At 51.0% G+C, this 24,771-nt stretch carries 15 protein-coding genes and 3 pseudogenes; 5 read left to right on the top strand and 13 right to left on the bottom strand.

What is annotated here, in order from left to right; genetic code table 11:
• Positions 1-11: 11 nt before the first annotated feature.
• The 3 genes and pseudogenes from recJ to yjgA form a co-directional block, all read right to left on the bottom strand.
• A pseudogene (recJ, locus tag KCG54_RS07945) lies at positions 12-1,711 on the bottom strand (single-stranded-DNA-specific exonuclease RecJ).
• 108 nt (positions 1,712-1,819) lie between these two features.
• Positions 1,820-2,530 carry a hypothetical protein gene (locus KCG54_RS07950; protein ID WP_254323878.1) on the bottom strand — a complete coding sequence of 237 codons (711 nt, stop codon included), beginning with the start codon at positions 2,528-2,530 and terminating at the stop codon, positions 1,820-1,822.
• A 71-nt stretch (positions 2,531-2,601) separates the two neighbouring features.
• The gene (gene yjgA / locus KCG54_RS07955; RefSeq protein WP_254323879.1) at positions 2,602-3,135 is read right to left on the bottom strand and encodes a ribosome biogenesis factor YjgA; all 534 of its coding nucleotides are present in this window, start codon (positions 3,133-3,135) and stop codon (positions 2,602-2,604) included.
• A 124-nt stretch (positions 3,136-3,259) separates the two neighbouring features.
• On the opposite strand from yjgA, the gene pmbA reads away from it, so the two are divergent.
• The 3 genes from pmbA to KCG54_RS07975 all read left to right on the top strand — a co-directional run bounded on the left by pmbA (position 3,260) and on the right by KCG54_RS07975 (position 6,511).
• Entirely contained in the window at positions 3,260-4,591 is a 1,332-nt protein-coding gene (pmbA, locus tag KCG54_RS07960) for a metalloprotease PmbA (protein WP_254323880.1), read from the top strand.
• A gap of 87 nt (positions 4,592-4,678) precedes the next feature.
• A complete protein-coding gene (locus KCG54_RS07965) occupies positions 4,679-5,848 on the top strand; it encodes a glycosyltransferase (protein ID WP_254323881.1) in 1,170 nt (389 codons plus the stop codon).
• A gap of 363 nt (positions 5,849-6,211) precedes the next feature.
• Positions 6,212-6,511 (top strand): hypothetical protein, encoded by a 300-nt coding sequence (locus KCG54_RS07975; protein WP_254323882.1) that lies wholly within the window; start codon positions 6,212-6,214, stop codon positions 6,509-6,511.
• Positions 6,512-6,609: 98 nt separating this feature from the next.
• On the opposite strand, the pseudogene smc reads toward KCG54_RS07975, so the two are convergent.
• Positions 6,610-10,094: pseudogene (gene smc / locus KCG54_RS07980) on the bottom strand (chromosome segregation protein SMC).
• 134 nt (positions 10,095-10,228) lie between these two features.
• On the bottom strand, positions 10,229-11,023 hold the full coding sequence (locus KCG54_RS07985) for a thymidylate synthase (RefSeq protein ID WP_254323883.1): 795 nt from the start codon (positions 11,021-11,023) through the stop codon (positions 10,229-10,231).
• Between the two features lie 414 nt (positions 11,024-11,437).
• Here KCG54_RS07985 and gdhA point away from each other — a divergent pair, with 414 nt between their 5' ends.
• Entirely contained in the window at positions 11,438-12,772 is a 1,335-nt protein-coding gene (gene gdhA, locus KCG54_RS07990; RefSeq protein WP_003745850.1) for an NADP-specific glutamate dehydrogenase, read from the top strand.
• A gap of 64 nt (positions 12,773-12,836) precedes the next feature.
• Here the strand turns inward: gdhA and recG are convergent, their stop codons facing one another.
• The 4 genes from recG to grxC all read right to left on the bottom strand — a co-directional run bounded on the left by recG (position 12,837) and on the right by grxC (position 19,141).
• A complete protein-coding gene (gene recG, locus KCG54_RS07995) occupies positions 12,837-14,876 on the bottom strand; it encodes an ATP-dependent DNA helicase RecG (RefSeq protein WP_254325005.1) in 2,040 nt (679 codons plus the stop codon).
• Positions 14,877-15,124: 248 nt separating this feature from the next.
• Entirely contained in the window at positions 15,125-18,169 is a 3,045-nt protein-coding gene (locus KCG54_RS08000) for a TonB-dependent siderophore receptor (protein ID WP_254325006.1), read from the bottom strand.
• A 259-nt stretch (positions 18,170-18,428) separates the two neighbouring features.
• Positions 18,429-18,863, bottom strand: coding sequence for a protein-export chaperone SecB (gene secB / locus KCG54_RS08005; protein WP_003745844.1), 435 nt, complete (start codon positions 18,861-18,863; stop codon positions 18,429-18,431).
• Positions 18,864-18,883: 20 nt separating this feature from the next.
• On the bottom strand, positions 18,884-19,141 hold the full coding sequence (gene grxC, locus KCG54_RS08010) for a glutaredoxin 3 (protein WP_003684090.1): 258 nt from the start codon (positions 19,139-19,141) through the stop codon (positions 18,884-18,886).
• Positions 19,142-19,378: 237 nt separating this feature from the next.
• On the opposite strand from grxC, the gene KCG54_RS08015 reads away from it, so the two are divergent.
• The gene (locus KCG54_RS08015) at positions 19,379-20,872 is read left to right on the top strand and encodes an Rne/Rng family ribonuclease (protein ID WP_070591018.1); all 1,494 of its coding nucleotides are present in this window, start codon (positions 19,379-19,381) and stop codon (positions 20,870-20,872) included.
• A 59-nt stretch (positions 20,873-20,931) separates the two neighbouring features.
• On the opposite strand, the gene KCG54_RS08020 is transcribed toward KCG54_RS08015, so the two are convergent.
• The 4 genes and pseudogenes from KCG54_RS08020 to KCG54_RS08035 all read right to left on the bottom strand — a co-directional run bounded on the left by KCG54_RS08020 (position 20,932) and on the right by KCG54_RS08035 (position 24,597).
• A complete protein-coding gene (locus KCG54_RS08020; protein ID WP_070584289.1) occupies positions 20,932-21,600 on the bottom strand; it encodes a DUF3108 domain-containing protein in 669 nt (222 codons plus the stop codon).
• Between the two features lie 30 nt (positions 21,601-21,630).
• Positions 21,631-22,257 (bottom strand): phosphoribosylglycinamide formyltransferase, encoded by a 627-nt coding sequence (gene purN, locus KCG54_RS08025; protein ID WP_254325007.1) that lies wholly within the window; start codon positions 22,255-22,257, stop codon positions 21,631-21,633.
• A gap of 96 nt (positions 22,258-22,353) precedes the next feature.
• Positions 22,354-23,172 (bottom strand): FKBP-type peptidyl-prolyl cis-trans isomerase, encoded by an 819-nt coding sequence (locus KCG54_RS08030; RefSeq protein ID WP_254323884.1) that lies wholly within the window; start codon positions 23,170-23,172, stop codon positions 22,354-22,356.
• A 160-nt stretch (positions 23,173-23,332) separates the two neighbouring features.
• A pseudogene (locus tag KCG54_RS08035) lies at positions 23,333-24,597 on the bottom strand (Glu/Leu/Phe/Val family dehydrogenase).
• Positions 24,598-24,771: the final 174 nt, after the last annotated feature.

Genomic DNA, 24,771 nt, shown 5'->3' on the forward strand with positions numbered 1-24,771 from the left:
ACGGCCTTTGTTTACGCGACTTCCCAGTAGTCGATATAAAGCTGCAATTCGAGATTATTCCGCCATTCGTTGGCAACGGGACGGTACACCGTGCGGATGTATTCGGGAATGTCTTCGCTGCAACGCCAAAACATGGCTTCAAATTCGTAGCCGTCTTTTTGCAGCCAGACTTTTTTGTGTTTGCCTTCCGCACCCAAAGGCTGCTGGCGGACAACATGAAATTCGTCGGTAAAACTCGGCGGCGCGAAGCCCTGCCCCAAACGTGTCGGGCAAGGTTTTGCGCCTGTTCCAGCGTAATATCGCGGGCAGGCAGGCTGCCGTCGGTGATGAAGGTTTGCGACAAATCGTCTTCGCACACCATCTCGCGCACGGCTTCTTCAAATGCCGTCTGAAACGTGGGAATATTGTGTTCAAGTATGCTCAAACCTGCCGCCATTGCGTGTCCGCCGAATTTCAAAATCAAATCGGGATGGCGTTTTGACACCAAGTCCAAAGCATCGCGCAGGTGCAAATTGGGAATGGAGCGTCCCGAACCGCGCACTTCGCCGTTGTCGGCAGGCGCAAACACGATGGTCGGACGATAAAAACGGTCTTTGAGGCGGCTGGCAACGATGCCGACCACGCCTTGATGGAAGTCGTCGCGATACGCCACCAAAGTCGTCTGCCCTGGAGGCAAGGTTTCAGGAAAATCATTCAGCGCGTCTTGCAGCATAGACTGCTCGATTTCGCGGCGCTCGATATTGAGATTGTTTAACTGAGCCGCCAGTTCCTGCGCTTCGGTATCATCTTGCGCCAACAGACAGGCAATACCGACCGACATATCGTCCAACCGTCCGGCCGCATTGATGCGCGGCCCCAACGCAAAGCCCATATCAAACGGCTGGGCCTTGCGCCAATCCCGTCGCGCCACTTCAAACAAGGCGCGGATGCCGGGGCGCATTTTGCCCAAACGCATCCGTTTCAAACCTTGAGACACGAGGATACGGTTGTTGTGGTCTAGAGTGACGACATCGGCAACGGTACCGAGTGCGACCAAATCCAAAAGGTCGCCCAGATTCGGCTCTTTTAGGCCGTCTGAAAAATAATTGCGGCGGCGCAATTCGGCACGCAACGCCATCAATACATAAAAAATCACGCCCACGCCCGCCAAGCTTTTGCTTGGGAAACCGCAGCCTTTTTGGTTCGGATTGACGATGATGCAGTCAGGCACGGTCTCGGCAGGCAGATGGTGGTCGGTCACAATCACATCCAAACCCAACTCCTGCGCACGCGCCACGCCTGCAATGCTGGCAATACCGTTATCCACCGTCACCAATAAATCCATACCTTGCTCGGCCGCGATTTCAGCCAATTCGGGCGTTAAGCCGTAGCCGTGTTCAAAGCGGTTGGGCACGAGAAAATCCACTTTCGCCCCCATCGCCGCCAAACCGCTCATACCGACGGAACACGCCGTCGCACCGTCGGCATCGTAGTCGGCGACAATCAGGATTTTTTCCTGACGCTCAACCGCATCCGCCAAACGGCCGGCGGCGGCTTCGCAGTTTGTCAGCGTTTGATACGGCAAAAGAGCTGCAAGCTTGTCGTCCAACTCGGCCGGACTTTGCACATCACGCGCAGCACACAGCCGGGCAATCAAAGGATCGGTACCGGCAGTGAGCAAGTCGTTGAAAACAGTCGGATTAATGGAACGTGTTTGGATTTTGACGGACATGGTATGTGGGATTAAATAGAGAGAAAATTAATATATTTTTGAAGCGTTTATTTTAAGGTAGGGAAGGCCGTCTGAAACCTGCAATCCGTTTTCAGACGGCCTTGGATATTATTTGCGTGAAGCATCGATAATTTCACTGACTACGACATAGGGGACTGCTATCACTGCGCCGACTGCATCCAAAGCCAATGTGAATGGCGTTTGCAGGATATTCTCCGTCAACTTCTGAACGTCAGTGCTTTTTTTGGTTTCCGTATAATAAATTCTGACCGGAACGGCAGTGTCAAAACGGCGGTCTTCGGCAACATTTTTTGGCGTTGCGTAATAATGACCTTCGGTAGAAATACACCGCGTGTAGACAGTTTTGTCATCGAGTTCGACCGGCTTGAACGCCAGCTGTTTCAACTTGGCAATCTCGGCAGCTTTTTGAGTATCGTAACGCAGGCAGAATTTTGAGCGGAAAGTTTGCGATTCAGGGGATTTCAATTCGACCGGCAAAGCCTTATACGCATATCTTGGGTTTTGCTGAACCATTTGAAACTGTTTGTCCAATTTAACATCCAAGACCGCCTTCAACTTGGTCGAATCTCTAGGATTAACAACAAACCAATATTTTTTACCCATCATGACCAGGCTGCCTGTTTCCAGTTGCGTGTTGTCTTTGGCAACCACGCCAAATGCTTGAATATTGTCTTTGGCAACGGTTTTTTCGGTTGTGGTTTTATGGAACGGGTTGTTCTCTCCCCAAAGAAAGACAGTACAACCATTCAGGGTTAGTGCACTGATTAACAAGGCGAGTACAGAGCAGCGAAATTTCATGGTTATCCTCCTTCGGCATTACGATACAGGCCGTCTGAAAACCGCAATCCGTTTTCAGACGACCTCGATATTTATTCTTCCCAATCCTGCCCTTCTTCTGAAGCATCGGATTGACCGACCTCCATCACTGCTTTAATTTCTTGGAACAGCGCGCGGAAGTTTTTCGGCGGTTTGTTTTGTTCCTGCTCTTTTTTGGTGTTGCGGATCAAGGTGCGCAATTTGCCGACGTCGGCTTGCGGAAAATCAGCCATAAATTGGGTAATTGCGCCATCGTCTGCCAACAGTCGGGTACGCGCCTGCTCGACGCGTTGCAAAAAGGCATTGTGCGCCGTATTGTCGCCGCGCAGTTTGGCCAAATAGGCTTCGATGGGCGCAGGGTCGGTATCGCGCATCAGGCGGCCGATAAATTGTGCTTGACGTTTGAGTGCGCTGTTGGACGTGATTTTTTTATAGGTGGCAATCGCCTCGAACAGCTCTTCGTCCAAGCCGATTTTTTTCAACGTATCGCTGGAGAGTTTGGTCAATTCCATACCCAAAGCCTGCAAATCGTTCATTTGCTTTTTCATTTGGGTTTTGCTGACCCATTCGTCTTCTTGTTCAAACATTGTGTTTCCCTGATTTTCTGAATCTGCCTATTTTATCAGTTTTCAGACGGCCTTTCCGTGCGATTTTTGCAGAGGCCGTCTGAAACGGTTAAAATGCCGCAAAACCCTGTCAGGAAACCTTTTTATGCTGTTTAACCACACACCGGACGAGCTGTTGCGCTTGTGCGGACACACGCTGGATTTGGCCAAACAATCCGGCGCCACCGCGGCCGAAGCCGATTTCAGCGAGTCGCTCGGTCAAAGCGTCAGCGTGCGCCTGGGCGAAATCGAACAAATCGAGTTCCAACAAGATAAATCTTTAGACATTACGGTCTATGTCGGCCAACGCAAAGGCCGCGCCAGCACTGCCGACTTTTCCGAACGCGCCCTGCAAGATACGGTCAAAGCCGCCATCGATATTGCACGCTATACCGCCGAAGACGATTGCGCCGGCCTTGCCGATGCTGCCTTGATGGCAACCCATATCGGCGACCTCGACCGCTACCACGAATGGGATTTGAGTACCGAATCCGCCATTGATTTGGCCAAGCAATGCGAACAGGCCGCACTGTCAACGGACAACCGCATTGAAAATTCCGAAGGCGCATCGGTTCATACCGGCCATTACCAATATGTTTACGGCAACACCCACGGCTTTGCCGCACACCAGCAAAGCACGCATCACAGCATTTCTTGCAGCGTGGTCGCCAGCGACGAGCATGGCATGCAGCGCGACTATTGGTACGATTCCTCCTGCCGTCACGAAGACATGGACACGCCCGAACTCATCGGCCAAACCGCAGCCGAACGGACTTTACGCCGTCTGAACAGCCGCAGCGTTCCGACCGGCAGCTATCCCGTACTGTTCGACACCACTGTCGCCGTCGGCTTAATCGGCCACCTTATCGGCGCACTCAGCGGCGGTGCGCTCTACCGTCAAAGCAGCTTCCTGATTGACAGCATCGGCAAACAGGTACTGCCCGAGTTTCTCAGCCTGCGCGAAGAACCGCATATCCTGCGCTCGTTCCGCAGCACTTATTTCGATGCCGAAGGCGTCGCCACGCAGCCGCGTTTTGTGGTGAAAGACGGCATAGTCGAAGGCTATTTCCTCAGCAGTTACAGCGCGAAAAAACTCGGTATGCAGACAACGGGCAACGCCGGCGGCGCACACAATCTGTATCTGAACCACACCCATGCCACGCAGGCCGACCTGTTGAAAGAAATGGGGACAGGTTTGCTGGTTACCGAATTGATGGGACAAGGCGTCAACACCATTACCGGCGACTACTCGCGCGGCGCGGCCGGATTTTGGGTGGAAAACGGCGTCATTGCCTATCCGGTTCAGGAAATCACCATTGCCGGTCGTTTGCAGGATATGTACCGCGACATCACCGGCGTGGCAGACGACGCATTACGCCGTTCGTCCAACCAAATCGGCTCCATCTTGGTTTCTAAAATGACGGTTGCCGGCAACTGATTGAACTAAATAGACAAAAGGCCGTCTGAAAGATATCTTTTCTTTTCAGACGGCCTCGCCGTTATCTACCTCCATAAAAAACACATCATGCATATTGTTGTCATCCCCTCTTGGTACCCCTCTTCCGAAACCGACGTGGACGGAATCTTTTTCCGCCTCCAAGCCCAAGCCCTGCAACGCGAAGGCATGAAAATCGGCATGGTCGTTCCCATGTTCCGCTACTTGAGAAGCCAGCCGAAAACCATCTTCTCGCGCTTCTACGGCCTGCGCCGCCATCAGCAAGGCGGACTCAACACTTACGCCTACGACAGCATGTATTTCTTCCCGCGCTGTCCGGTTGTCGATATCGACCGCATCCGCTGGGTCAACGCAGGCATGAAAGCTTTTGAAGCCTATATCGCCGACAACGGCAAACCCGACGTAATTCACGCCCATTGCGTCAACTACGCCGCCATTTTGGCCTGCGCCATCTTCAAAAAATACGGCATTCCCTATGTGATTACCGAACACAGCAGCGCCATTTCACGCGGCCTTGTCCGCAAAAACCAATGGCCGTCCATGCACGAAGCCGTGCGTCACAGCGCGGCACGGTTCGCCGTCAGCCGTGATTTCTGCCGCATTCTCGAAAAAACCTACGCCGGTACAGACTGGCAATACCTGCCCAATATGCTGGGCGGCAATTTTGAACAGGATTTCGAGTTCCCCGAAAAAAACCATCAAGACTTCACCTTCTGCAGCGTCTCCCACCTGCGCCACCTCAAAGGCCACGACCTGCTCCTGCCTGCTTTTGCCGAAGCTCTCAAAACCTATCCGCAACTCAAACTCAAAATCGGCGGCGGCGGCGCAGAAGAAGGCCGTCTGAAACAACTGGCAAGCGACTTGGGTATCAACCACGCCGTTACCTTTACCGGCGCATTGACCACCGACCAAACCTTAGACCTCATGCGCCACAGCAACGCATTCGTCCTCGCCAGCCGTACCGAGACCTTCGGCGTCGTCTATATCGAAGCACTGTCGCAAGGTTTACCCGTTATCGCAACACGCTGCGGTGGCCCCGAATCCATCGTTACTTCCGACAACGGCCTACTGGTGCCAATCGAAAACATACCGGAACTGACCAAAGCATTGCTCACCCTCTACGAAAACCATGCCAACTACGATCCCGTCCGTTTGCGCCAAGATTGCCTGCAACAATTCGGCAGCCGTGCCATTGCGCAACACCTGATCGACACCTTCCAAAAAGTGCTTAATAAGTAGGCATAAACCATACAGGCCGTCTGAAATCCTTCAGACGGCCCGTCTTCTTCCAACAAGACAAATCTAGTGTAAAATTAAGACAATAACTAAACTTTTTGATTTAAAATCAGTCCAAGGAAAAACTGTTACCTATAATAATATCCCCACATACATTATGCGCTATTACGGAACGATTACTCGCTGGAACAGCAAGCGCGGCTTCGGCGCCGCTACCATAGAAGACACAGGCCAAGAAATCTTTCTTGCCCTTGCCGCCTTCACCACCCTTACCCGCCTACCGGCCGAAGGGCAACACATCTCCTTCAACATCACAGAAGGCCGGCGCGGCCGCAAAGAAGCCGAAAACGTCTGCTTCGCCCTCGATTGCGCCGACTGCTTCGATGTCCTCGTCCCTCCCCCGAAAAACCCCTCGCCGGCAAACAGGCCATCGTCGGCCTGATCGCCGTTATCTTCGTCTGCAGCATTTTCGCCGCCTTGTGGTACGGCCTCCACTTTTCCGACAACACACCGGAAGAGCCTGTCGTCAAAAAACAAGAAACCATGGTTCACGAAGTAGCCGCCAAAATCGAAGCCGAACGCAAAGCATGGCGCGATGCCGTCAATGGCAGCAACCAACGCTCGGGGCAGCCTCAACGCGCCAAAGATAATACATCAAAACAATAACGCTTTATCCAATACAAAAAGGCCGTCTGAAAAATGGGAAGATGAAATGATAGATTTCTTCCTCATTCTTTCAGACGGCCTTTGCCTTCATTCTTACCTCAATTCGGCTCAGCCATTTCTAACGCCTGTTTAATGTCCACGGCGACGACGCGCGATACGCCTTTTTCCTGCATGGTTACGCCGACGAGCTGCTCTGCCATTTCCATGGTCAGGCGGTTGTGGGAGATGTAGAGGAACTGGGTTTGCGCCGACATTTCTTTGACCAGGTTGCAGAAGCGCGAGGTGTTGGCGTCGTCCAGCGGGGCGTCGACTTCGTCCAGAAGGCAGAAGGGGGCGGGGTTGAGGCTGAACAGGGCGAACACGAGGCTCATGGCGGTGAGGGCTTTTTCGCCGCCGGAGAGGAGGTGGATGGTGCTGTTTTTCTTGCCGGGCGGGCGCGCCATGATGGACACGCCGGCAGTCAGGAGGTCGTCGCCTATCATTTTGAGGGTGGCTTCGCCACCGCCGAACAGGGTCGGGAAGAAGGTTTGGACTTTGCTGTTGACGGCGTCGAAGGTCTCTTTGAAACGCTCTTTGGTTTTGTCGTCGATTTGGGCGATGGCTTCTTCCAAAAGGGTGATGGCGGCCTGCACGTCTTCGCTTTGGCTGCGGTAGTAGCCGTCGCGTTCGCGCGCTTCTTCGAGTTCTTGCAGGGCGGCGAGGTTGACGGCGCCGAGTGCTTCGATTTGTTGCGAAAGGCTGCCGATGCTGCTGTTCAATACTTTCGGCGATTCTTTCGCCAACGCTTCGAGCGTGTCCAAATCGGCGGCGCGTTCGGTCAGGTTTTGATGGTAGCGTTTGGCGTTAATCAGGGCTTCCTGTTGTTGCAACAGGGCGGTTTGGGTGGCGGCCTGAAGCTGCGGCAGCTTGGTTTGCAGGGTTTGTACGCGGGCGTATTGCTCCCTGCCCTGCTCCTGAATCTGAGCGAGTTTTTCCTGCACGGCGATGTATTCTTCGTCCAGCGTGTGCACGGCTTCGGTCAGCTCGTCGAGCTTGATGTGCTGCTCGTCGTTTTGGAACTCGGTTTCATAGGCGAGGGCAAGCTCTTGCTGGCGTTCCTGCCAGTCCAGGGTTTGCTGTTCGAGCCGGGCGATTTGCTGCTGGTAGTTTTGTTTTTGCTGGTTGAGTTTGTGGACGGCGACTTCGGCCAGCCCGTATTGGCGGTTGGCTTCCAACAGGGCAAGCTGCGCCTGTTTCAGACGGCCTTGCTGCTCTTGGCGGCTGTGCGCGGTGGTTTGCTGCTGGTGTTCGAGTTCGGCGGCGGCTTCCTTCAAAGTAGCGATGTCGTCTGAAAGCCCGTCGGACGTGTGTTGTAATACGGTCTGTTCTTCCGCCAACTGCGCCAGTTCGCGAGCGATGTGTTCGCGGCGTATTTGCCCTTGGTTGGTGCGCGCCAGAAGCTCGGCGGCGCGTTGCTGCGCTTGGCTGTATTGGCGCGTGTGCTGCTGTTGCTGCTGTATCAGGTTTTTGTGCTGCACTTCGGACGAGCGCACGGCAGCCTCCGCCTGTTTGAACGCGGCTTCGGCGGCGGAGAGTTCGGGGGCGAGGTTTTCCAGTTCGGACGCAATGCCGTCGAGACGCGCTTTTTGGGCAATCAGGCTTTCCTGCGCGGGTTTGGCATAGAGCAGGACGCTGACTTTATCGACCTGATGGCCTTCGGGCGTGAGCCAGATTTGGTGTGCGCCCAAATCGCTTTGATGCGCGAGGGCATAATTCAAATCGGGCGCGCACAATACGCCGTCGAGCCAGTGGTGCAATGCCGTCTGAAACGGCGGCTGCGCTTGGATTTGGTTCAGCAATGCCTGTACGGGCAGGGATTTCTTGATACCGCCGGAGAGGTCGTCTGAAAGCCATGCCGCCTGCCCCTGCGGCAAAGGCGTGGGGGGAACGAAGCCATGCGGTACGGCGCGGGCGTGCAGGCGTTCGGCAAGGATGACGGACAAGGCGTGCTGCCACTCGGCGGGCGCGGTGATGTGTTGCCACAGTTGCGGCACGGTGGCGTGGTCGGTTGCCTGCCAGAAGTCGGCGGCTTCCTGCTGTTGCGACAGGATTTGCGACAACGCCTGCTGCTGCGCCTGCAAGGTAATGTGTTGCTGTTTCAGGCTTTGGAAGCGGTTTGAGGCCGTCTGAAACGCCTCGCGGGCGGCGTGTAGGGCTTCTTCGGCGGCAATAATTTGTTCTTCGTAATGCTCTTGCTGGCTTTGCAACAAGGCGGCGGCTTCCTGCGCGGCGGCGGTTTCGGCTTCGTCGGGCAGGTTCAGGGCTTGGTTTTCCTGTTTCAGACGACCTTTGCGCTCTTCGTGCTTGGCAACGGTTTGTTCGGCATGGGCAAGCTGCTGCTGCTTCAACGCCAACTCGCGACGGATGCGGTTTGCCTCGTCCTGCTGGGTTTGGAAGGCGGCATTGAGCGTGGCTTGGGCTTCTTCCAATGCGGGCAGACGCTCTTCGTGTTCGGCAACCTGCATCGCCCATTCTGCCAACTCGGTTTGCTTTTCTTCCGCCTGCAACTCGTTTTCTTCAAGCTGCACGCGGATTTGCTGCTGCTCCTGATGGATGCGCTGCATCTGCGCCTGCGCCGCCTGCTTGTCGCGTTCGATGCGTTGATGCAGGTTTTGCTGATGGCGGATTTGTTCTTCCAAACGGGCAATCTGCTCGCGCAACACGCCGCGTTTGTTGCTCAGTTCGTGCACTGCCTGCTGCTGCGCCTGTTCGGCGGCCTGCAAGGCGTGTACTTCGTCGTTTAACGCCCGAACCTGCGCGGCGGTTTCGTCCTGCTGCGCCTGCAAAGACTGATGCTGCGCGGTCGCCTTGTCGGCGGCGGCAAGCGATTGCTGCCATTGGGCGTAATCGAGCAAATCCTGTTGCTGGTTCAACTGCGTGGTCAGGGATTTGTAGCGTTCGGCGGTTTCCGCCTGTTTCTCCAGCTTTTCCACCTGACGCGCCAATTCGTTCTGCAAATCGCCCAAACGCTGCAAATGCTCGCGCGTGTCTTTCAGACGGCCTTCCGTCTCCTTGCGGCGTTCCTTATATTTGGATACACCCGCCGCCTCCTCGATATAGGCGCGCAACTCCTCCGGCCGCGCTTCGATGATGCGCGAAATCATCCCCTGCTCGATAACGGCATAACCGCGCGCGCCCACGCCTGTACCCAGAAACAAATCGGTAATGTCGCGGCGGCGCACGGTCTGATTGTTGATGAAATAAGTCGATTCGCCCTGACGCGTTAGCTGCCGCTTGATGCTCACCTCGGCATACTGCCCCCACGCCCCTGCAAACTGTGGTCGCTGTTGTCAAACACCAGCTCCACCGAAGCCCTCGGCGCAGGACGGCGCGTCGCCGCACCGTTAAAAATCACATCCTGCATACTCTCGCCGCGAAGCTGCTTCGCCGAAGCCTCGCCCAACACCCAGCGCACCGCGTCAATCACATTCGACTTGCCGCAGCCGTTCGGCCCGATAACCGCAACAAGCTGCCCCGGCACATGAATCGTGGTCGGGTCGGTAAAAGATTTGAAGCCGGAGAGTTTGATGTGGGTAAGGCGCATGGCAATGTTTCGAATCGGAAAAGAAGGCGTATTTTAACGGAAATACGCTTATCCGTTGAGAGAAAATCTGACAATTCAAATCAAATAAAAAGGCCGTCTGAAGTTTCAGACGGCCTTCTGTTTTTTAACTTGAATTACACCGATACGGCTGCTTTGATATGTGGATGTGGATCGTAGCCTTCCAATTCGAAGTCTTCAAATTTGAAGGCAAACAAGTCTTTGACTTCAGGGTTGATTTTCATGGTCGGCAGTTTTCGGAAATCGCGGCTTAATTGCAGCTGGGCCTGCTCGATATGGTTGCTGTACAAATGCGCATCGCCAAACGTATGGATAAACTCACCGGCTTCCAGTCCGCACACTTGCGCCATCATCATGGTCAACAATGCATAGCTGGCGATGTTGAACGGTACGCCAAGGAAGATATCGGCGCTGCGTTGGTAAAGTTGGCAGGACAGTTTGCCGTTGGCAACGTAAAACTGAAACAGCGCGTGGCAAGGTGGTAAGGCCATTTCGTCGACCAAAGCCGGATTCCATGCCGATACAATCAGACGGCGCGAGTCGGGATTTTTTTTGATTTGTTCCAGCACATTGGCAATTTGGTCGATATGGCGGCCGTCGGGTGCAGGCCAACTGCGCCATTGGTAGCCGTAAACCGGGCCCAAATCGCCGTTTTCGTCCGCCCATTCGTCCCAAATGGAAACGTTGTTCTCTTTCAGGTATTTGATGTTGGTATCGCCTTTGAGAAACCAAAGCAGCTCATGAATAATCGAGCGAAGATGCAATTTTTTGGTAGTCAACAACGGAAAGCCTTCACTCAAATCAAAACGCATTTGGTAACCAAACACGGAACGCGTGCCGGTGCCGGTACGGTCGGATTTGTCGATACCATTGTCGAGAACATGGCGCATAAGGTCGTGATAGGCTTTCATGTGTTTCCTTAATGTATGTGTTGTGGGAATTTCGTGTGTATTGTACCGAATTTTCAGACGGCCTGCCTCTCTGTCTTCAATGGGGAAACCTTCCCTATATTCGCGTAGTACACTCATTAACAATGTTGACAATTCAGCGCTAATTTACACAAATTTATGAGCTGAATTAAATTTTTACAAAAAAATTTTCAACATTTTCTAGTTTAATTACTCGGCATTTTATTTTTATTTAAACATATTTGATGAAATATTTTTATATATTTTTATTTATATTTAAAATATAATTCCATTTTTACAAATTGGTAAAAAAATAATGTCAACAATCTAGGTAAAATTTTTCTTGGCAAGTAAAATTTTTACAGCTATATTTCAAAACATAAATATTGAAATATCTCACTCAATAGGAGTAGAAAAATGACTGACCTGAACACCCTGTTTACCAATCTCAAACAACGCAACCCCAACCAAGAACCCTTCCATCAAGCCGTTGAAGAAGTGTTCATGAGTTTGGATCCGTTTTTGGCGAAAAACCCGAAATACACCCAACAAAGCCTGCTTGAGCGTATTGTTGAACCGGAGCGCGTGATTATGTTCCGCGTCACTTGGATGGACGACAAAGGCCAAGTCCAAGTCAACCGCGGCTACCGCATTCAAATGAGCTCCGCCATCGGCCCTTACAAAGGCGGCTTGCGCTTCCACCCTACCGTCGATTTGGGCGTATTGAAATTCCTCGCTTTTGAACAGGTCTTCAAAAACGCACTGACCACCCTGCCTATGGGCGGAGGCAAGGGCGGTTCCGACTTTGATCCTAAAGGCAAATCCGATGCCGAAGTAATGCGCTTCTGCCAAGCCTTTATGACCGAACTCTACCGCCACATCGGCGCCGACACCGACGTCCCTGCCGGCGACATCGGCGTAGGTGGCCGCGAAATCGGCTATCTGTTCGGCCAATACAAAAAAATCCGCAACGAATTTGCTTCAGTCCTGACCGGCAAAGGCCTCGAATGGGGCGGTAGCCTGATTCGCCCTGAAGCCACCGGCTACGGCTGCGTGTATTTTGCCCAAGCCATGTTGGAAACCCGCAACGACAGCATCGAAGGCAAACGCGTGTTAATTTCCGGCTCCGGCAACGTGGCGCAATACGCTGCCGAAAAAGCCATCCAACTGGGTGCAAAAGTATTGACCGTTTCCGACTCCAACGGCTTTGTCCTCTTCCCTGACAGCGGTATGACCGAAGCGCAACTGGCCGCTTTGATCGAGCTGAAAGAAGTACGCCGCGAACGCGTGGCCACTTACGCCAAAGAACAAGGCCTGCAATACTTTGAAAACCAAAAACCGTGGAACATCGCGGCCGAAGTCGCCCTGCCTTGCGCCACCCAAAACGAATTGGACGCAGACGCTGCCAAAATCCTGCTGGCAAACGGTTGCTATGTGGTTGCCGAAGGTGCGAACATGCCGTCAACTTTGGGCGCAGTCGAACAATTTATCAAAGCCGGCATCCTCTACGCTCCGGGCAAAGCCTCCAACGCCGGCGGCGTAGCGACTTCAGGTTTGGAAATGAGTCAAAACGCCATCCGCCTGTCTTGGACTCGTGAAGAAGTCGACCAACGCCTGTTCGACATCATGCACAATATCCACGAATCCTGCCTGAAATACGGCAAAGTCGGCGACAAAGTGAACTATGTCAATGGTGCGAACATTGCCGGTTTCGTCAAAGTTGCCGATGCCATGTTGGCGCAAGGTTTCTAAACCCCTATCCAGCCAAACCAAAGGCCGTCTGTTTTCAGACGGCCTTTTTCTTTTCATGCAAATTTTATACGCCCAAATACCCTTCCCTGCTGGCAAGCCACCTTTCCAGATGCGCTTCGACGATTTCGGGGTTTTGTTCAATCAGCAAGGGGGCGATTTCGCGCGCTTGTTCCAAGAGGTGCAGGTCTTCTTCGAGGTTGGCGAAACGCAGCATGGGGACGCCGCTTTGACGCGCGCCGAGAAACTCGCCGGGGCCGCGGATGTTGAGATCTTGGCGGGCGATTTCGAAGCCGTCGGTGTGTTCGTAGATGACTTTCAACCGCGCTTTGGCGAGTTCGCTCAAGGGTTCGGCAAACAGGAGGACGCACACGCTTTCTGCCGCGCCGCGCCCTACCCGCCCGCGTAATTGGTGCAGCTGCGCCAAGCCCATGCGCTCGGCGTGTTCGATCACCATCAGGGCGGCGTTGGGCACATCTACGCCGACTTCGATGACGGTGGTGGCGACCAAGACGTTCAGACGACCTGCCGCAAATTCCGCCATGACTTCGGCTTTTTCGGCAGCCTTCATGCGCCCGTGTACCAAGCCGATGCTGAGTTCGGGCAAGGCCGTCTGAAGCTGCTCGAGGGTTTCAGTGGCGGTTTGCAGTTGCAGGGTTTCGCTCTCTTCAATCAGCGGACAGACCCAGTATGCCTGCTGCCCTTTGCGGCAGATATTGAGGACGAAGCCTTCGACTTCGGTGCGGCGGACGTTGTTGACGAGGCGTGTTTTAATCGGGGTGCGCCCGGGCGGCAATTCGTCGATGACGGACACGTCCAAATCGGCGAAGAAACTCATGGCAAGCGTGCGCGGAATGGGCGTGGCGGACATCATCAGCTGATGGACGTCGCGCCCTTTGTTTTTGAGGGCGAGGCGTTGGGCGACGCCGAAACGGTGTTGTTCATCCACAATCACCAAGCCCAGATTTTGAAACTCGACGTCGTCTGAAAACAGGGCGTGCGTACCGACGGCGATTTTGACAGAGCCGTCAGCAAGTTTGGCTTTGGCTTCGTCTTTGGCTTTTTTGCGCTGACTACCGGAGAGCCAAACGACTTCAAGACCTAACGGCTCAAGCCATTGTTTGAACTTGATGAAGTGCTGTTCGGCAAGGATTTCGGTCGGCGCCATTACAGCCACCTGCGCGCCAGATTCAATGGCGGTCAGCGCGGACAAGGCGGCGACGATGGTTTTGCCGCTGCCGACATCGCCTTGCAGCAGGCGGTGCATGGGGTGGGTTTGCGCCATGTCTCGGCAGATTTCGGAAACAACTTTTTCTTGCGCATCGGTCAGGGCAAACGGTAAGGCATGGCGCAGGGCTTGAGTCAACGTACCGTCGCCACCCAATGCTGCCGCGGTGCCGCTGACGCGCTTCTGTCGCGCCAGCCGCATGGACAACTGTTGTGCCAAAAGTTCGTCGAATTTGAGTCGCTGCCATGCAGGCAGCGTACCGTCTGAAAGTTGATGAATGGTGAAGCTCGGCGGCGGCGAGTGCAAAAGGCGCAGGCTTTCGGCAAGGTGCGGCAGTTTCAGACGGCCTAATAAAGCATCGGGTAAGGTATCGTGCAACGGCGTAACGTCCAAGGCCGTCTGAATAATACGGCGCAATGTAGGCTGGTTCAAACCGTTTACAGTCGGATAAATCGGCGTGAGGCTTTCTGCCAAACCACTGCTCTCGGCATCGCGAATTTTAGGGTGAATCATCTCGTCGCCGTGAAACCCGTGCTTGATTTCGCCTACGGCACGGATGCGCTTGCCGACCGCCATCTGTTTCTGGTTGCTGGCGTAAAAGTGGATGAAGCGCAGAAAAAGGATGCTGCCGGAACCATCGGCGATTTGAACAATCAGCTGCTTGCGCGGCTTAAAAGTTACTTCCTGATGAATGACCTCGCCCTCAACCTGACACGGCACGCCGATCGGCGCATCCTTAATCGGCATGATGTGCGTCTCGTCCTCGTAACGCAACGGCAGGTGCAACACCAAATCCCATGCGGTATGGAGGTTGAGTTTTTCAAGCTTCTTGGCGGAAACATCGGTAATTTTGAGCTGTTTTTGGGTTTCGGGCGTCATCTTAAAAGGCAGCTGATTTAAAGTTTGCTGTATTTTATCCGAAAACAAAAAGGCCGTCTGAACGCAATGTTTCAGACGGCCTTCAAAGCTGAATACTTGAAACAAATTAATATTTGAAAATACGCCGGCTATCGAATCAACTTCAGCCATTGTTAGTAAACAGCTTTCAAAAAAGAAGGATATTCAACCCATACTTTTATCAGGAATTTGGCCAATAATGTTTACATACCCAATCATTACCCACTCTCCTAAAAATGCCAATCCAATTTCAATTTGACTGTCCGCGGTTCGCCATAGAAATTGTTTTGACCTCGCGTACGGTTGTAGTTGTTTTCAAAATACGTCCTGTCAGCCAGGTTAGTTCCAATCAGGCTGATTCTGCCGTGTTTGTGGAAGTCATATTGAACAAAGCCATCTATAAGTCCGTAGCCTCCTTGGCGAATATTGTAAAGGCTACTTGTGCGACTTTGCGCGGATATTCCGCCACCCAAGGTCAATTTAGTTTGAGGCAAGCGGTAGCTTGTACCGAGGCGGAACATATGTACCGGCGTGAAGTTACTGAAGTTATACGGGTCGGCAGTCGTATTTTTCTCCAACCGCTCCGCATTGACTTCTGCAGCATTTTTATACTTACTTTTGTTATATGTGTAGCCAACAAAAATACGCCAGTTTTCCGACAATTCGCCAGCCAATTCAAGTTCTGCACCACTACTCTTAACCTTACCCACAGGTTTAGCGATGGTTTGGAATGAACCTCCGTTACGACCAGTATCAGGAACAAATCCGAAATCGACAACGGTACGGTTTTTCTGCTGTAAGACAAACAAGGCAAGCGAAGCATTCAGACGGCCTTGCAAGAACGACCCTTTCCAACCTATTTCATAGTTAGTCCCGATGAGTGGTGGAAGAACGGATTTGCTGGTTACATCAACGTTATCCTGTTGTTTAAAAATCTTAGTATAGCTGGCATACAAGCTTTGTTGCGGTGTCAGGTCGTAGGTAATGCCTGCATATGGCGTAAACCGATGACTTTGCATTTTTGAGGTGTAGTGTTCTTTGTCGATTTTGTTACTGCTCTCAGTTTGAAATGCCGTAGCAGGCTGGCCGTAGCGTACAGGCATTTCTTTGGCTTGTGTGGTTTCATAACGTGTATAGTGCATTCCACCCAAGAGATGCAGACGGTTGGTTGCATTAAAGCGGGTGCTGACAGTCAAAGAATGTGTTTTATTCGTGTTAAGGTATTTCGAATAATTGTATAACGCCGGAACATGATCATCTGCAACCTGAACAGTTTTCCACAGCGGCGTTTTCAGATATTGGTTTGCCCATTTCAAATTTCCCTCTTCATCCCGCTCCTGTATTTTGTTTCCATTTGCATCCAATTCGTAAACAGGATCTTGCACCATTACGCGCTCACCATTGTCGTTGACTGTCCAGACAGGCTTGCCCTCCGCATCCAACCGGGGAGTATATTTGGTAATATGCGCGCCACTGCATTCCGGCACATAGATTTTGTTATTACCTTTTTCGTTATAAATATGCCAATCTGGTTCGACAATGCCTTTTTCTAAAGGATTACGCTCCGGACCATCGGGATGAATGCCGCAACTGCCTGCACCTGCATAACCTTGAGGACGGACAAAATAACGGTTTTGATAGATTTCTGTATAAGCAGAACGGATTTTTTCATTGTTATACGCATAGCCGACAAAGAAATCATGTTCACGCCCAAGCAGGCGGTAGTTACCTGTCAGATCCAGCTTAAAGCCCCATTGCACATCGTGTTTGGTATAGTGCAACGGCATGAAGTTGTAACGGCGGTTGTATGTGTGGCGAAGATTGTATGCTGAGTCGTATAGACGGTTGGGAAACAGACCTTCTGCATTGTTAATAATTCCTTGCTTTACAAGCTCCTTATCAACAAACTCTTTTTTATCTACTTCTACACCCGGATCCTGCCAGTCGTTGCACAGGAAATCCAAACCAATGTCCTGCATACATTGATCAAAACCTGCCCGACGTGCTGCCGCCCTTTGGGAGCGATATTGTTCAAAAGCAGATGAATCGAAATGATGGGCAACGTAATCTGCTTTTTTCTCTTCATATGTTTTCGTGACGCCATCACGATATTCTTTTAATTTTGCCAACGCCTTGTCTTTAGGCTCAAAAGGGATAACCTCTCCCTTCTCGGTTAAGAAACCCGTTGCCGCAGATGCTGAAATACCTGCCGCGTGTTCGTTTTTCAGAAAAAATTGTCCGACTTTGGCATCTGAATCATTATGCGTATAAGAAATTTCAGCATTGAGTTGCCATCCATTGTCAAAGACATGTTTGAAACCGGAAAAAATATTGTATTTATCAGCCTTCAGGCGTGACCATGAGGTTTCACCCAAATAAGTTTTACGTGGCAATTTCAAAGGATTGTTACAGGCCGGACTGGAGCTGAAGGCCGCAGTTTTTTGATCCTCACAAGGTAAAATCACGCCGGCAAAATCGGGAATGTCTTTATTTTTCTGATAAGTACCACCCAAAGTCAGCATACTGTTATCACTCAAATCCGTATCGATCACGCCATAAACCATGTCTTTCTTGTTCCATACACCCTCTTTAAAAGAGCGGTGGTCCTCATGAACACCAACCAGCCTACCGCGTACCGTATGTTCATTATTCAAGCTTCCAGATACATCCAAAGCCAAACGCTTGCTGCCCCTATGGTCAGTGCTGATTTCACCTGTATGCTTAAACAGGGCTGTTGGCCGCTTACGGATTAAATTAATGGTTCCACCCGGTTCAGAATTGGACTGAGTAAGACCGGTTGCACCTCTGACAACCTCAATGTGATCATAAACAGCAAGGTCTGTACTGGGTGAGACATCGATTTTTGCCGTATAGCCCGAACGTCCAGACACATTCGTGGTAATACCGTCTTCACCAATCTGATCAACATAGAAACCACGAGACAAAAAACGAGTTTGTAGGCCCGAATCCCGAACTACGTTGATTCCCGTAGTATTTTTCATTGCATCTTCTAAAGAATATATTGCTTTATCATCTAGCTGCCGACGCGTCATTACGCTCACCGACTGCGGCGTATCCTTGCCTGAAATATGCAAGCCAGTCGCCGTTGCCATCGTTCCGATTGTATAAGACTGACTGCGCTCGGTATTCCTTTGTGCCTGCCGTTTGCCACTGACCTTGACCGTATCCATATCTACATGTTCAACTTCTTGATGTCCCGTATCTGCAAAAACGGTTTGGCAAGGCAGCACTAATAACAAACAAATTGTTTTCATTTGAAAATCAGGTTTCACAACTATTTCCTTAATTAATAGAATCTACTTACTGGATAAAATTCTAATTCATTGATTTTAAATGGTATATAAACCCATAAAATTAAAAATATTATCGTAATGATAAGCGATATCATTATATACTTATTACATTAATATATGAACTTTTTTATTATAGATTTTTCTTATATCCTAATTTTCAAATAAAAAAAGGCCGTCTGAACGCAATGTTTCAGACGGCCTTAATTTAGGTATAACGCGATTAAGCGTTAGCTTCCTGTTGTTGTTGGTAGATTGCTTCGAAGTTGATCGGAGCAAGCAGTACAGGTGGGAAGCCGGCGCGGGTTACGCTGTTGGAAATGGCTTCGCGTGCGTAAGGGAACAGGATGTTCGGACAAGCAACACCCAACAGCAGTTGTACGTCTTCTTCAGGAATGTTTTCCAGACGGAAGATGCCGCTTTGGGTAACTTCGTTCAAGAACATGGTGCGCTCTTCGTTCAGTTTGGCAGTCACGGTCACGGTAACGTCAACGCTGTAGAAGCCGTCTTCCAGTTTGGTGTTGCCGGTAGAAACGCGCATATCCACTTCAGGCTCGCCTTGTTCCAAGAAGATTTGTGGTGCGTGAGGCACTTCCAAAGACAAGTCTTTTACATACAAACGCTCAACGCTGAATACGGGTTGCAATTCTTCGCTCATTTTATTTCCTAAGTTAAGGGTTAAGGATTCAGTAATTCGTCCAACTTGCCTTCCTGCTGCAAGCGGTACAAATCAGTAAAGCCACCGACATGGGTGTCGCCGATAAAAATCTGCGGCACGCTGCGCTGGCCGGAAAGCTGCTGCATTTCGGCAAAAACTTCCGGATTGCCGTCGATGCGGATTTCGTTGATTTCTTTCACGCCCACCGCCTGCAACAGCCTTTTCGCCATGGTGCAGTACGGGCAATATGGACCGGTATAAACAGTAACGGTTTGCATGATTTCTTCCAAAATACCAATGTTCATGACTATATGGGCATAGGTGTGATTTTACAAGTGTTCCCGCCGTACGGTTGTAAAAAACATTCAGACGGCCTCTTGGCCATAAACATTTGTGCAGATGCGGAAAAACCATAATTAAAGTATGATAAGCGCTTTCGCAGAATGACTTTTGCCATTTGTTTTTTGGAGAAGAACACATCGCAAAAGTTTTTCTATTCAAAATCAGGTATCCCCATGCTTTCAGGAATTCCCATCCCCAAGGACGCCGTGCGTCCGTCCGAAACCGTCCTCGTCAACATCACGCCGCAAGAAACGCGTGTGGCTGTTTTGGAAGAGAACAATATCTGCGAGCTGCACATCGAGCGCAACAGCGGCCATAGCTTGGTCGGCAATATTTATTTGGGCGTCGTCAAACGCGTTCTTCCCGGCATGCAAAGCGCGTTCATTGATATCGGCTTGGAACGCGCCGCGTTTCTGCATATCGTCGACGTCCTTGAACAACGCCGTAATCCGGACGAAACCCAACGCATCGAACATATGCTCTTTGAAGGCCAGTCCGTCTTGGTTCAGGTCATTAAAGACCCCATCAACACCAAAGGCGCACGCCTATCCACCCAAATCTCACTGGCCGGCCGTTTCCTCGTCCATCTTCCGCAAGAAGACCACATCGGCATTTCCCAACGCATTGAAGACGATGCGGAACGCAGCAATTTGAGGGAGCGCCTCAACAACCTACTGCCCGAAAATGCCTGCCACGGCTACATCATCCGCACCAATGCTGAAAACGCCTCCGATGACCAACTGCAATCGGACATTAACTATCTGACCAAAGTGTGGGAACACATTCAAAAACAGGCAAAAATTCAGCCGCCCGAAACCCTGCTCTATCAAGATTTGCCTTTGAGCCTGCGTGTATTGCGCGATATGTTCAGCCTCGATACGCACAAAATCCTGGTCGACTCGACTGAAAACCACCGCCGCATGACCCAGTTTGCCGAACAATACGTTCAAGGTGCATTGGGCAGAATCGAGCTGTTCAAAGGCGAACGCCCCCTATTTGAAACCCACAACATCGAGCAGGAAATCGCCCGCGCCCTGCAACCGCGCGTCAACCTCAACTTCGGCAGCTACCTCATCATCGAGTCCACCGAAGCCATGACCACCATCGATGTCAACACCGGCGGCTTTGTCGGCGCGCGCAATTTTGATGAAACCATCTTCCGCACTAACCTCGAAGCCTGCCACACCATCGCCCGCGAACTTCGCCTGCGCAATCTCGGCGGCATCATCATCATCGACTTCATCGATATGGCGCAGGAAATCCACCGCGAAGCCGTCCTGCAAGAGCTTGCCAAAGCCCTGAGTTTCGACCGCACCCGCGTCACCCTCAACGGCTTTACCAGTCTGGGTCTTGTCGAACTGACCCGCAAACGTTCGCGTGAAAACTTAAGCCAAATCCTCTGCGAACCCTGCCCTTCCTGCCAAGGCAGGGGCCGTCTGAAAACACCGCAAACCGTGTGCTACGAAATCCAACGCGAAATCGTCCGCGAAGCGCGCCGCTACGATGTCCAAGCCTTCCGCATTTTGGCCGCTCCGAATGTCATCGACTTGTTCCTAGACGAAGAATCACAATCGCTGGCGATGTTGATAGACTTTATCGGAAAGCCGATTTCGCTGGCAGTCGAAACCGCCTACACGCAGGAACAATACGATATTGTGTTGCTGTAAAGATAAAAGGCCGTCTGAAAACTTTTCAGACGGCCTTCTTGTGTTTGAGTAAATAAAGATTACGGTTTCACTACTTTACCGTTGATTTTAACGGAAGTCAGTTTCAGGTTGTAGGTTTTGCCGTCATCGGTATAGCTGATTTGCGCCGGGATATTGTCGATATCGGAAGCAAAAGAGTAAGTAACGGTATCGTCGCCGCGGCGGACACGATATTTGCTCACAGGCGTTGTGCCGCCGTTCAGCTTATAGCTTTCGCTACCGATTTTGTTCATGCTACCGACGGTATACAGTTTTTTACCGTTGGTAATTTTCAAACCTGACGGCAGGCGCACGTCATTGGCAGCCAGTTGCCATGCCAAAGTGAACAAGTCCATGGCCGGGCCGGATTTTTCGGTTTTCAAATCACCTGCTTTACCATAAGTGATGTTGCCGCCGGAGAATTTGGCCTCGGCATACAATTTACCGCCGCGTACATCTTTGTAGTAAGACGGATGCAGGGTCGTGCCGTTGATGCTGCCGCCGGATTCAAAGCGGATATTGTAAAGCGGTACTTTGATGGTAGAGACGATTTTGTATTGGCTGCCGCTGCGTGTGAAGGTCATGGTCGCCGGAATACCGTAGCTGCCTGAGTATTGCAAAACGGCAGATTGCGGCAATTCAGCGGCTTGTGCGCCGATGGAGGCAGTGAGCAGGGAAAGTGTCAGCAGGGTTGTTTTAATCGGATTCATGATGTTTTCCTTGTGTGTATCGTGTTTTAATTAAGCCAACAGGCTTTGACCGGCGGCATTACGTTGTGCATTCAAAACGCGATTGCCTTCGATTTTCAGACGGCCTGCAACAAAGTCGGCAACGGCTTGTGGGAAAAGCTGGTGTTCAACCGTCAGCACGCGTGCGGCAACATCGTCAGCGGTATCGCCGTCCAAAATAGGAACAATGCCTTGAGAAATAATTGGGCCGCAATCCAGCTCGGGCGTCACGAAATGGATGGTGCAGCCTGCCACTCGGCAACCTGCTTCCAATGCGCGTTCGTGGGTGTGCAGACCGGTGAAAGAAGGCAGAATGGACGGATGAATGTTGATCAGGCGGTTTTCATAATGTTCGCAGAACTCTGGAGTCAAAATGCGCATGAAGCCCGCCAATACGACCAAATCGGGCTGATAGGCATCGATTTTCTCCATCATGGCCTGATCGAATGCCAGACGCGAGTCGAAGTTTTTATGGTTCAAACTGTCAGTGGCAATACTGCGCTCTGCCGCCCATGCCAATCCGGCAGCGGTCTCGCTGTTGCTCAATACGGCTGCAATGTTGGCATCGGGAATGTCGGCATTCACAATCGCCTGCATATTACTGCCGCGTCCGGAAATAAGGATGACGATATTTTTCATCATAATTCCTTGTTTGTTTGGAACAAAGGCCGTCTGAAACGGAATTTTTCAGACGGCCTTTTATCCGTTGTTTAAGGGCGTAAGCCTTGATTCGGATTATTGAACTTTTTGTACGTCAACTTGTACTGGTTGTTGTGCAGCAGCATCAGGCGCGCCGACTTTAACCAGTTTTACATCGAATACCAAAGTAGCGTTCGGGCCGATTTTATCGCCGGCGCCCACTTCGCGGTAAGCCAATTTAGCCGGGATGTAGAATGTTGCTTCCCCGCCTTCTTTCAAAAGTTGGATACCTTCAGTCCAACCAGGGATTACTTGGCTTACAGGGAAGCTGACTGGGCCGCCGTTGGCTTTGCTGCTGTCAAATACGGTACCATCAATCAGACGGCCTTCGTATTCAACGGTAACCATGTCGTCTTTAGTCGGTTTTTTACCTTCGCCTTCTTTGGTGATTTTGTATTGCAGACCGGAAGCGCTGGTTTTCACGCCTTCTTTAGTCGCGTTTTCTTTCAAGAACGCTTCGCCTTTTTCCAAGTTTACTTTGGCATCTTCAGCACGTTTGGCAGCCGCTTTTTCTTGTTGCTCTTGCAGGAATTTCATCATCACTTCCTGAGCTTGGGCTTCAGTCATTTTGACTTCTTTGCCTTCAAACATGGCTTCCATGGCTTCGGTGAAGACTTTCAAATCGATTTCTGTGCCTTGGTCTTTCATTTGTTTCAATGAACGGCCGATGTCCACACCCATTGCGTAGCTGGCTTGTTGGGCAGTAGAACCGATGGCGGAAGCATCTGCAGTCGCATTTGAAGCTGCGGAAGCAGCAGGAGCATCTTTGGCGGCAGTGTCTTTTTGTTGGTTGCAAGCAGTCATCGCCAACAGAGCAGACAAAGCCAATGCGCTGAATTTGAAAGTTTTGTTCATGATTATGTCTTTTCCGGAAAGGTCAAAGAAGGGGATTATAGCTGAGTTTGATTGAAATGGAATCAAGGTGGATTAAAATTTGTAAAGGCTCTTATTAAAAACATCAAGGCCGTCTGAAAACAGGTTTCAGACGGCCTACTCTTAGCTATCGGTCAACCGATTAATACCAACCGCGCAGTTTCATTGCTTTTTCAACACGGCGGATACTCATCATGTAAGAAGCGGTACGCAGGTCAACATCGTATTCTTTAGCCAAGTTCCAAATATCGCGGAACGCACGGCGCAGAACCACGGTTTCTTTCTCTTGAACTTCGTCAAACTCCCAGTAGTAGCCTTGCAGGTTTTGTACCCATTCGAAATAAGATACAACCACGCCGCCGCAGTTTGCCAAAATGTCAGGAACAACCAATACGCCGTTTTGACGCAGGATAACGTCGGCTTCAGGAGTAGTCGGGCCGTTTGCGCCTTCAACCACGATTTTCGCGCGGACTTTGCCTGCATTTTCGGAAGTCAATTGATTTTCCAATGCACAAGGGCGAGTACGTCCACATCCAAAGCCAAAAGTTCGGCATTGCTGATTTCTTTACCGTAACCGGCTTCGTTGGTGATGAAGCCTTTTTCTTGGTATTCTTTGAACAGCGCTTCCATATCCAAGCCGTTTTCGTTGTAGATAGCAACGTCAACAGTAGATACGGCAACGACTTTCGCACCAGATTTGTGTGCATAGTAACCGGTGTGGTAGCCCACATTACCGAAACCTTGAATGGCGTAAGTGGCACCTTTCACGTCTTTGCCCAGTTTTTCCAAAGCTTGGACGGCAGCGAAGTTTACGCCGTAACCGGTGGCTTCGGTACGCGCCAAAGAGCCGCCGAACTCAACCGGTTTGCCGGTGAATACGCCCGGTGCGGAATGTTTCACCACGTTTTCATAGGCATCAACCATCCAAGACATGATTTTGCCGTTGGTGTTCACATCGGGGGCGGGAATGTCGATTTTCTCGCCGATCAGCGGAGAAATGGCTTCAGAATAAGCGCGGGCGATGCGTTCCAATTCTGCTTCGGAATAATTGCGCGGATCCAAAGTGATGCCGCCTTTGCCACCACCGTAAGGAATACCGGCTACGCAGCATTTGATGGTCATCCAAATAGACAGGGCTTTGACTTCGTCCAGATTCACATTGGGATGGAAGCGCACGCCGCCTTTGTAAGGGCCGACGGCGTTATTGTGTTGGGAACGGTAACCGGTGAAATTTTCTACTGTACCGTTGTCGAGTTTGACAGGGAAGTTCACTTCCAAAACACGTTGCGGCTTTTTCAAGATTTCAAATACTGCCGGGTCGGCATTCAGGCGATCGCAGGCAATTTTCACTTGTTTTTGTGCAATTTCAAACGGATTCAGCGTTTCTTTTACAGCAGATGCGGACATGTATTTTTCCTTTTCATACACATGATTAGACGAGAGCCATACTTGTTACTATATACAAAAACAGGAAAAAATGTAATAGCATGTAGTCGATAAAAAGCAAATCCATTCATTTATATATAAATTTAGTTTGAGGCCGTCTGAAAATATCGGCATGCCGACCAAAAAATTTTCAGA

Source organism: Neisseria subflava, assembly GCF_024205705.1.
GTDB lineage: Bacteria > Pseudomonadota > Gammaproteobacteria > Burkholderiales > Neisseriaceae > Neisseria > Neisseria subflava_D.

Excerpts from the sequence above, each read along its gene's own strand:
- recG (WP_254325005.1), bottom strand. The coding sequence starts at position 14,876 with ATGACGCCCGAAACCCAAAAACAGCTCAAAATTACCGATGTTTCCGCC.
- KCG54_RS07965 (WP_254323881.1), top strand. The coding sequence starts at position 4,679 with ATGCATATTGTTGTCATCCCCTCTTGGTACCCCTCTTCCGAAACCGAC.
- KCG54_RS08015 (WP_070591018.1), top strand. The coding sequence starts at position 19,379 with ATGCTTTCAGGAATTCCCATCCCCAAGGACGCCGTGCGTCCGTCCGAA.
- KCG54_RS08030 (WP_254323884.1), bottom strand. The coding sequence starts at position 23,172 with ATGAACAAAACTTTCAAATTCAGCGCATTGGCTTTGTCTGCTCTGTTG.
- pmbA (WP_254323880.1), top strand. The coding sequence starts at position 3,260 with ATGCTGTTTAACCACACACCGGACGAGCTGTTGCGCTTGTGCGGACAC.
- KCG54_RS08000 (WP_254325006.1), bottom strand. The coding sequence starts at position 18,169 with ATGAAAACAATTTGTTTGTTATTAGTGCTGCCTTGCCAAACCGTTTTT.
- gdhA (WP_003745850.1), top strand. The coding sequence starts at position 11,438 with ATGACTGACCTGAACACCCTGTTTACCAATCTCAAACAACGCAACCCC.
- KCG54_RS07985 (WP_254323883.1), bottom strand. The coding sequence starts at position 11,023 with ATGAAAGCCTATCACGACCTTATGCGCCATGTTCTCGACAATGGTATC.
- yjgA (WP_254323879.1), bottom strand. The coding sequence starts at position 3,135 with ATGTTTGAACAAGAAGACGAATGGGTCAGCAAAACCCAAATGAAAAAG.
- purN (WP_254325007.1), bottom strand. The coding sequence starts at position 22,257 with ATGAAAAATATCGTCATCCTTATTTCCGGACGCGGCAGTAATATGCAG.
- secB (WP_003745844.1), bottom strand. The coding sequence starts at position 18,863 with ATGAGCGAAGAATTGCAACCCGTATTCAGCGTTGAGCGTTTGTATGTA.
- grxC (WP_003684090.1), bottom strand. The coding sequence starts at position 19,141 with ATGCAAACCGTTACTGTTTATACCGGTCCATATTGCCCGTACTGCACC.
- KCG54_RS07950 (WP_254323878.1), bottom strand. The coding sequence starts at position 2,530 with ATGAAATTTCGCTGCTCTGTACTCGCCTTGTTAATCAGTGCACTAACC.
- KCG54_RS08020 (WP_070584289.1), bottom strand. The coding sequence starts at position 21,600 with ATGAATCCGATTAAAACAACCCTGCTGACACTTTCCCTGCTCACTGCC.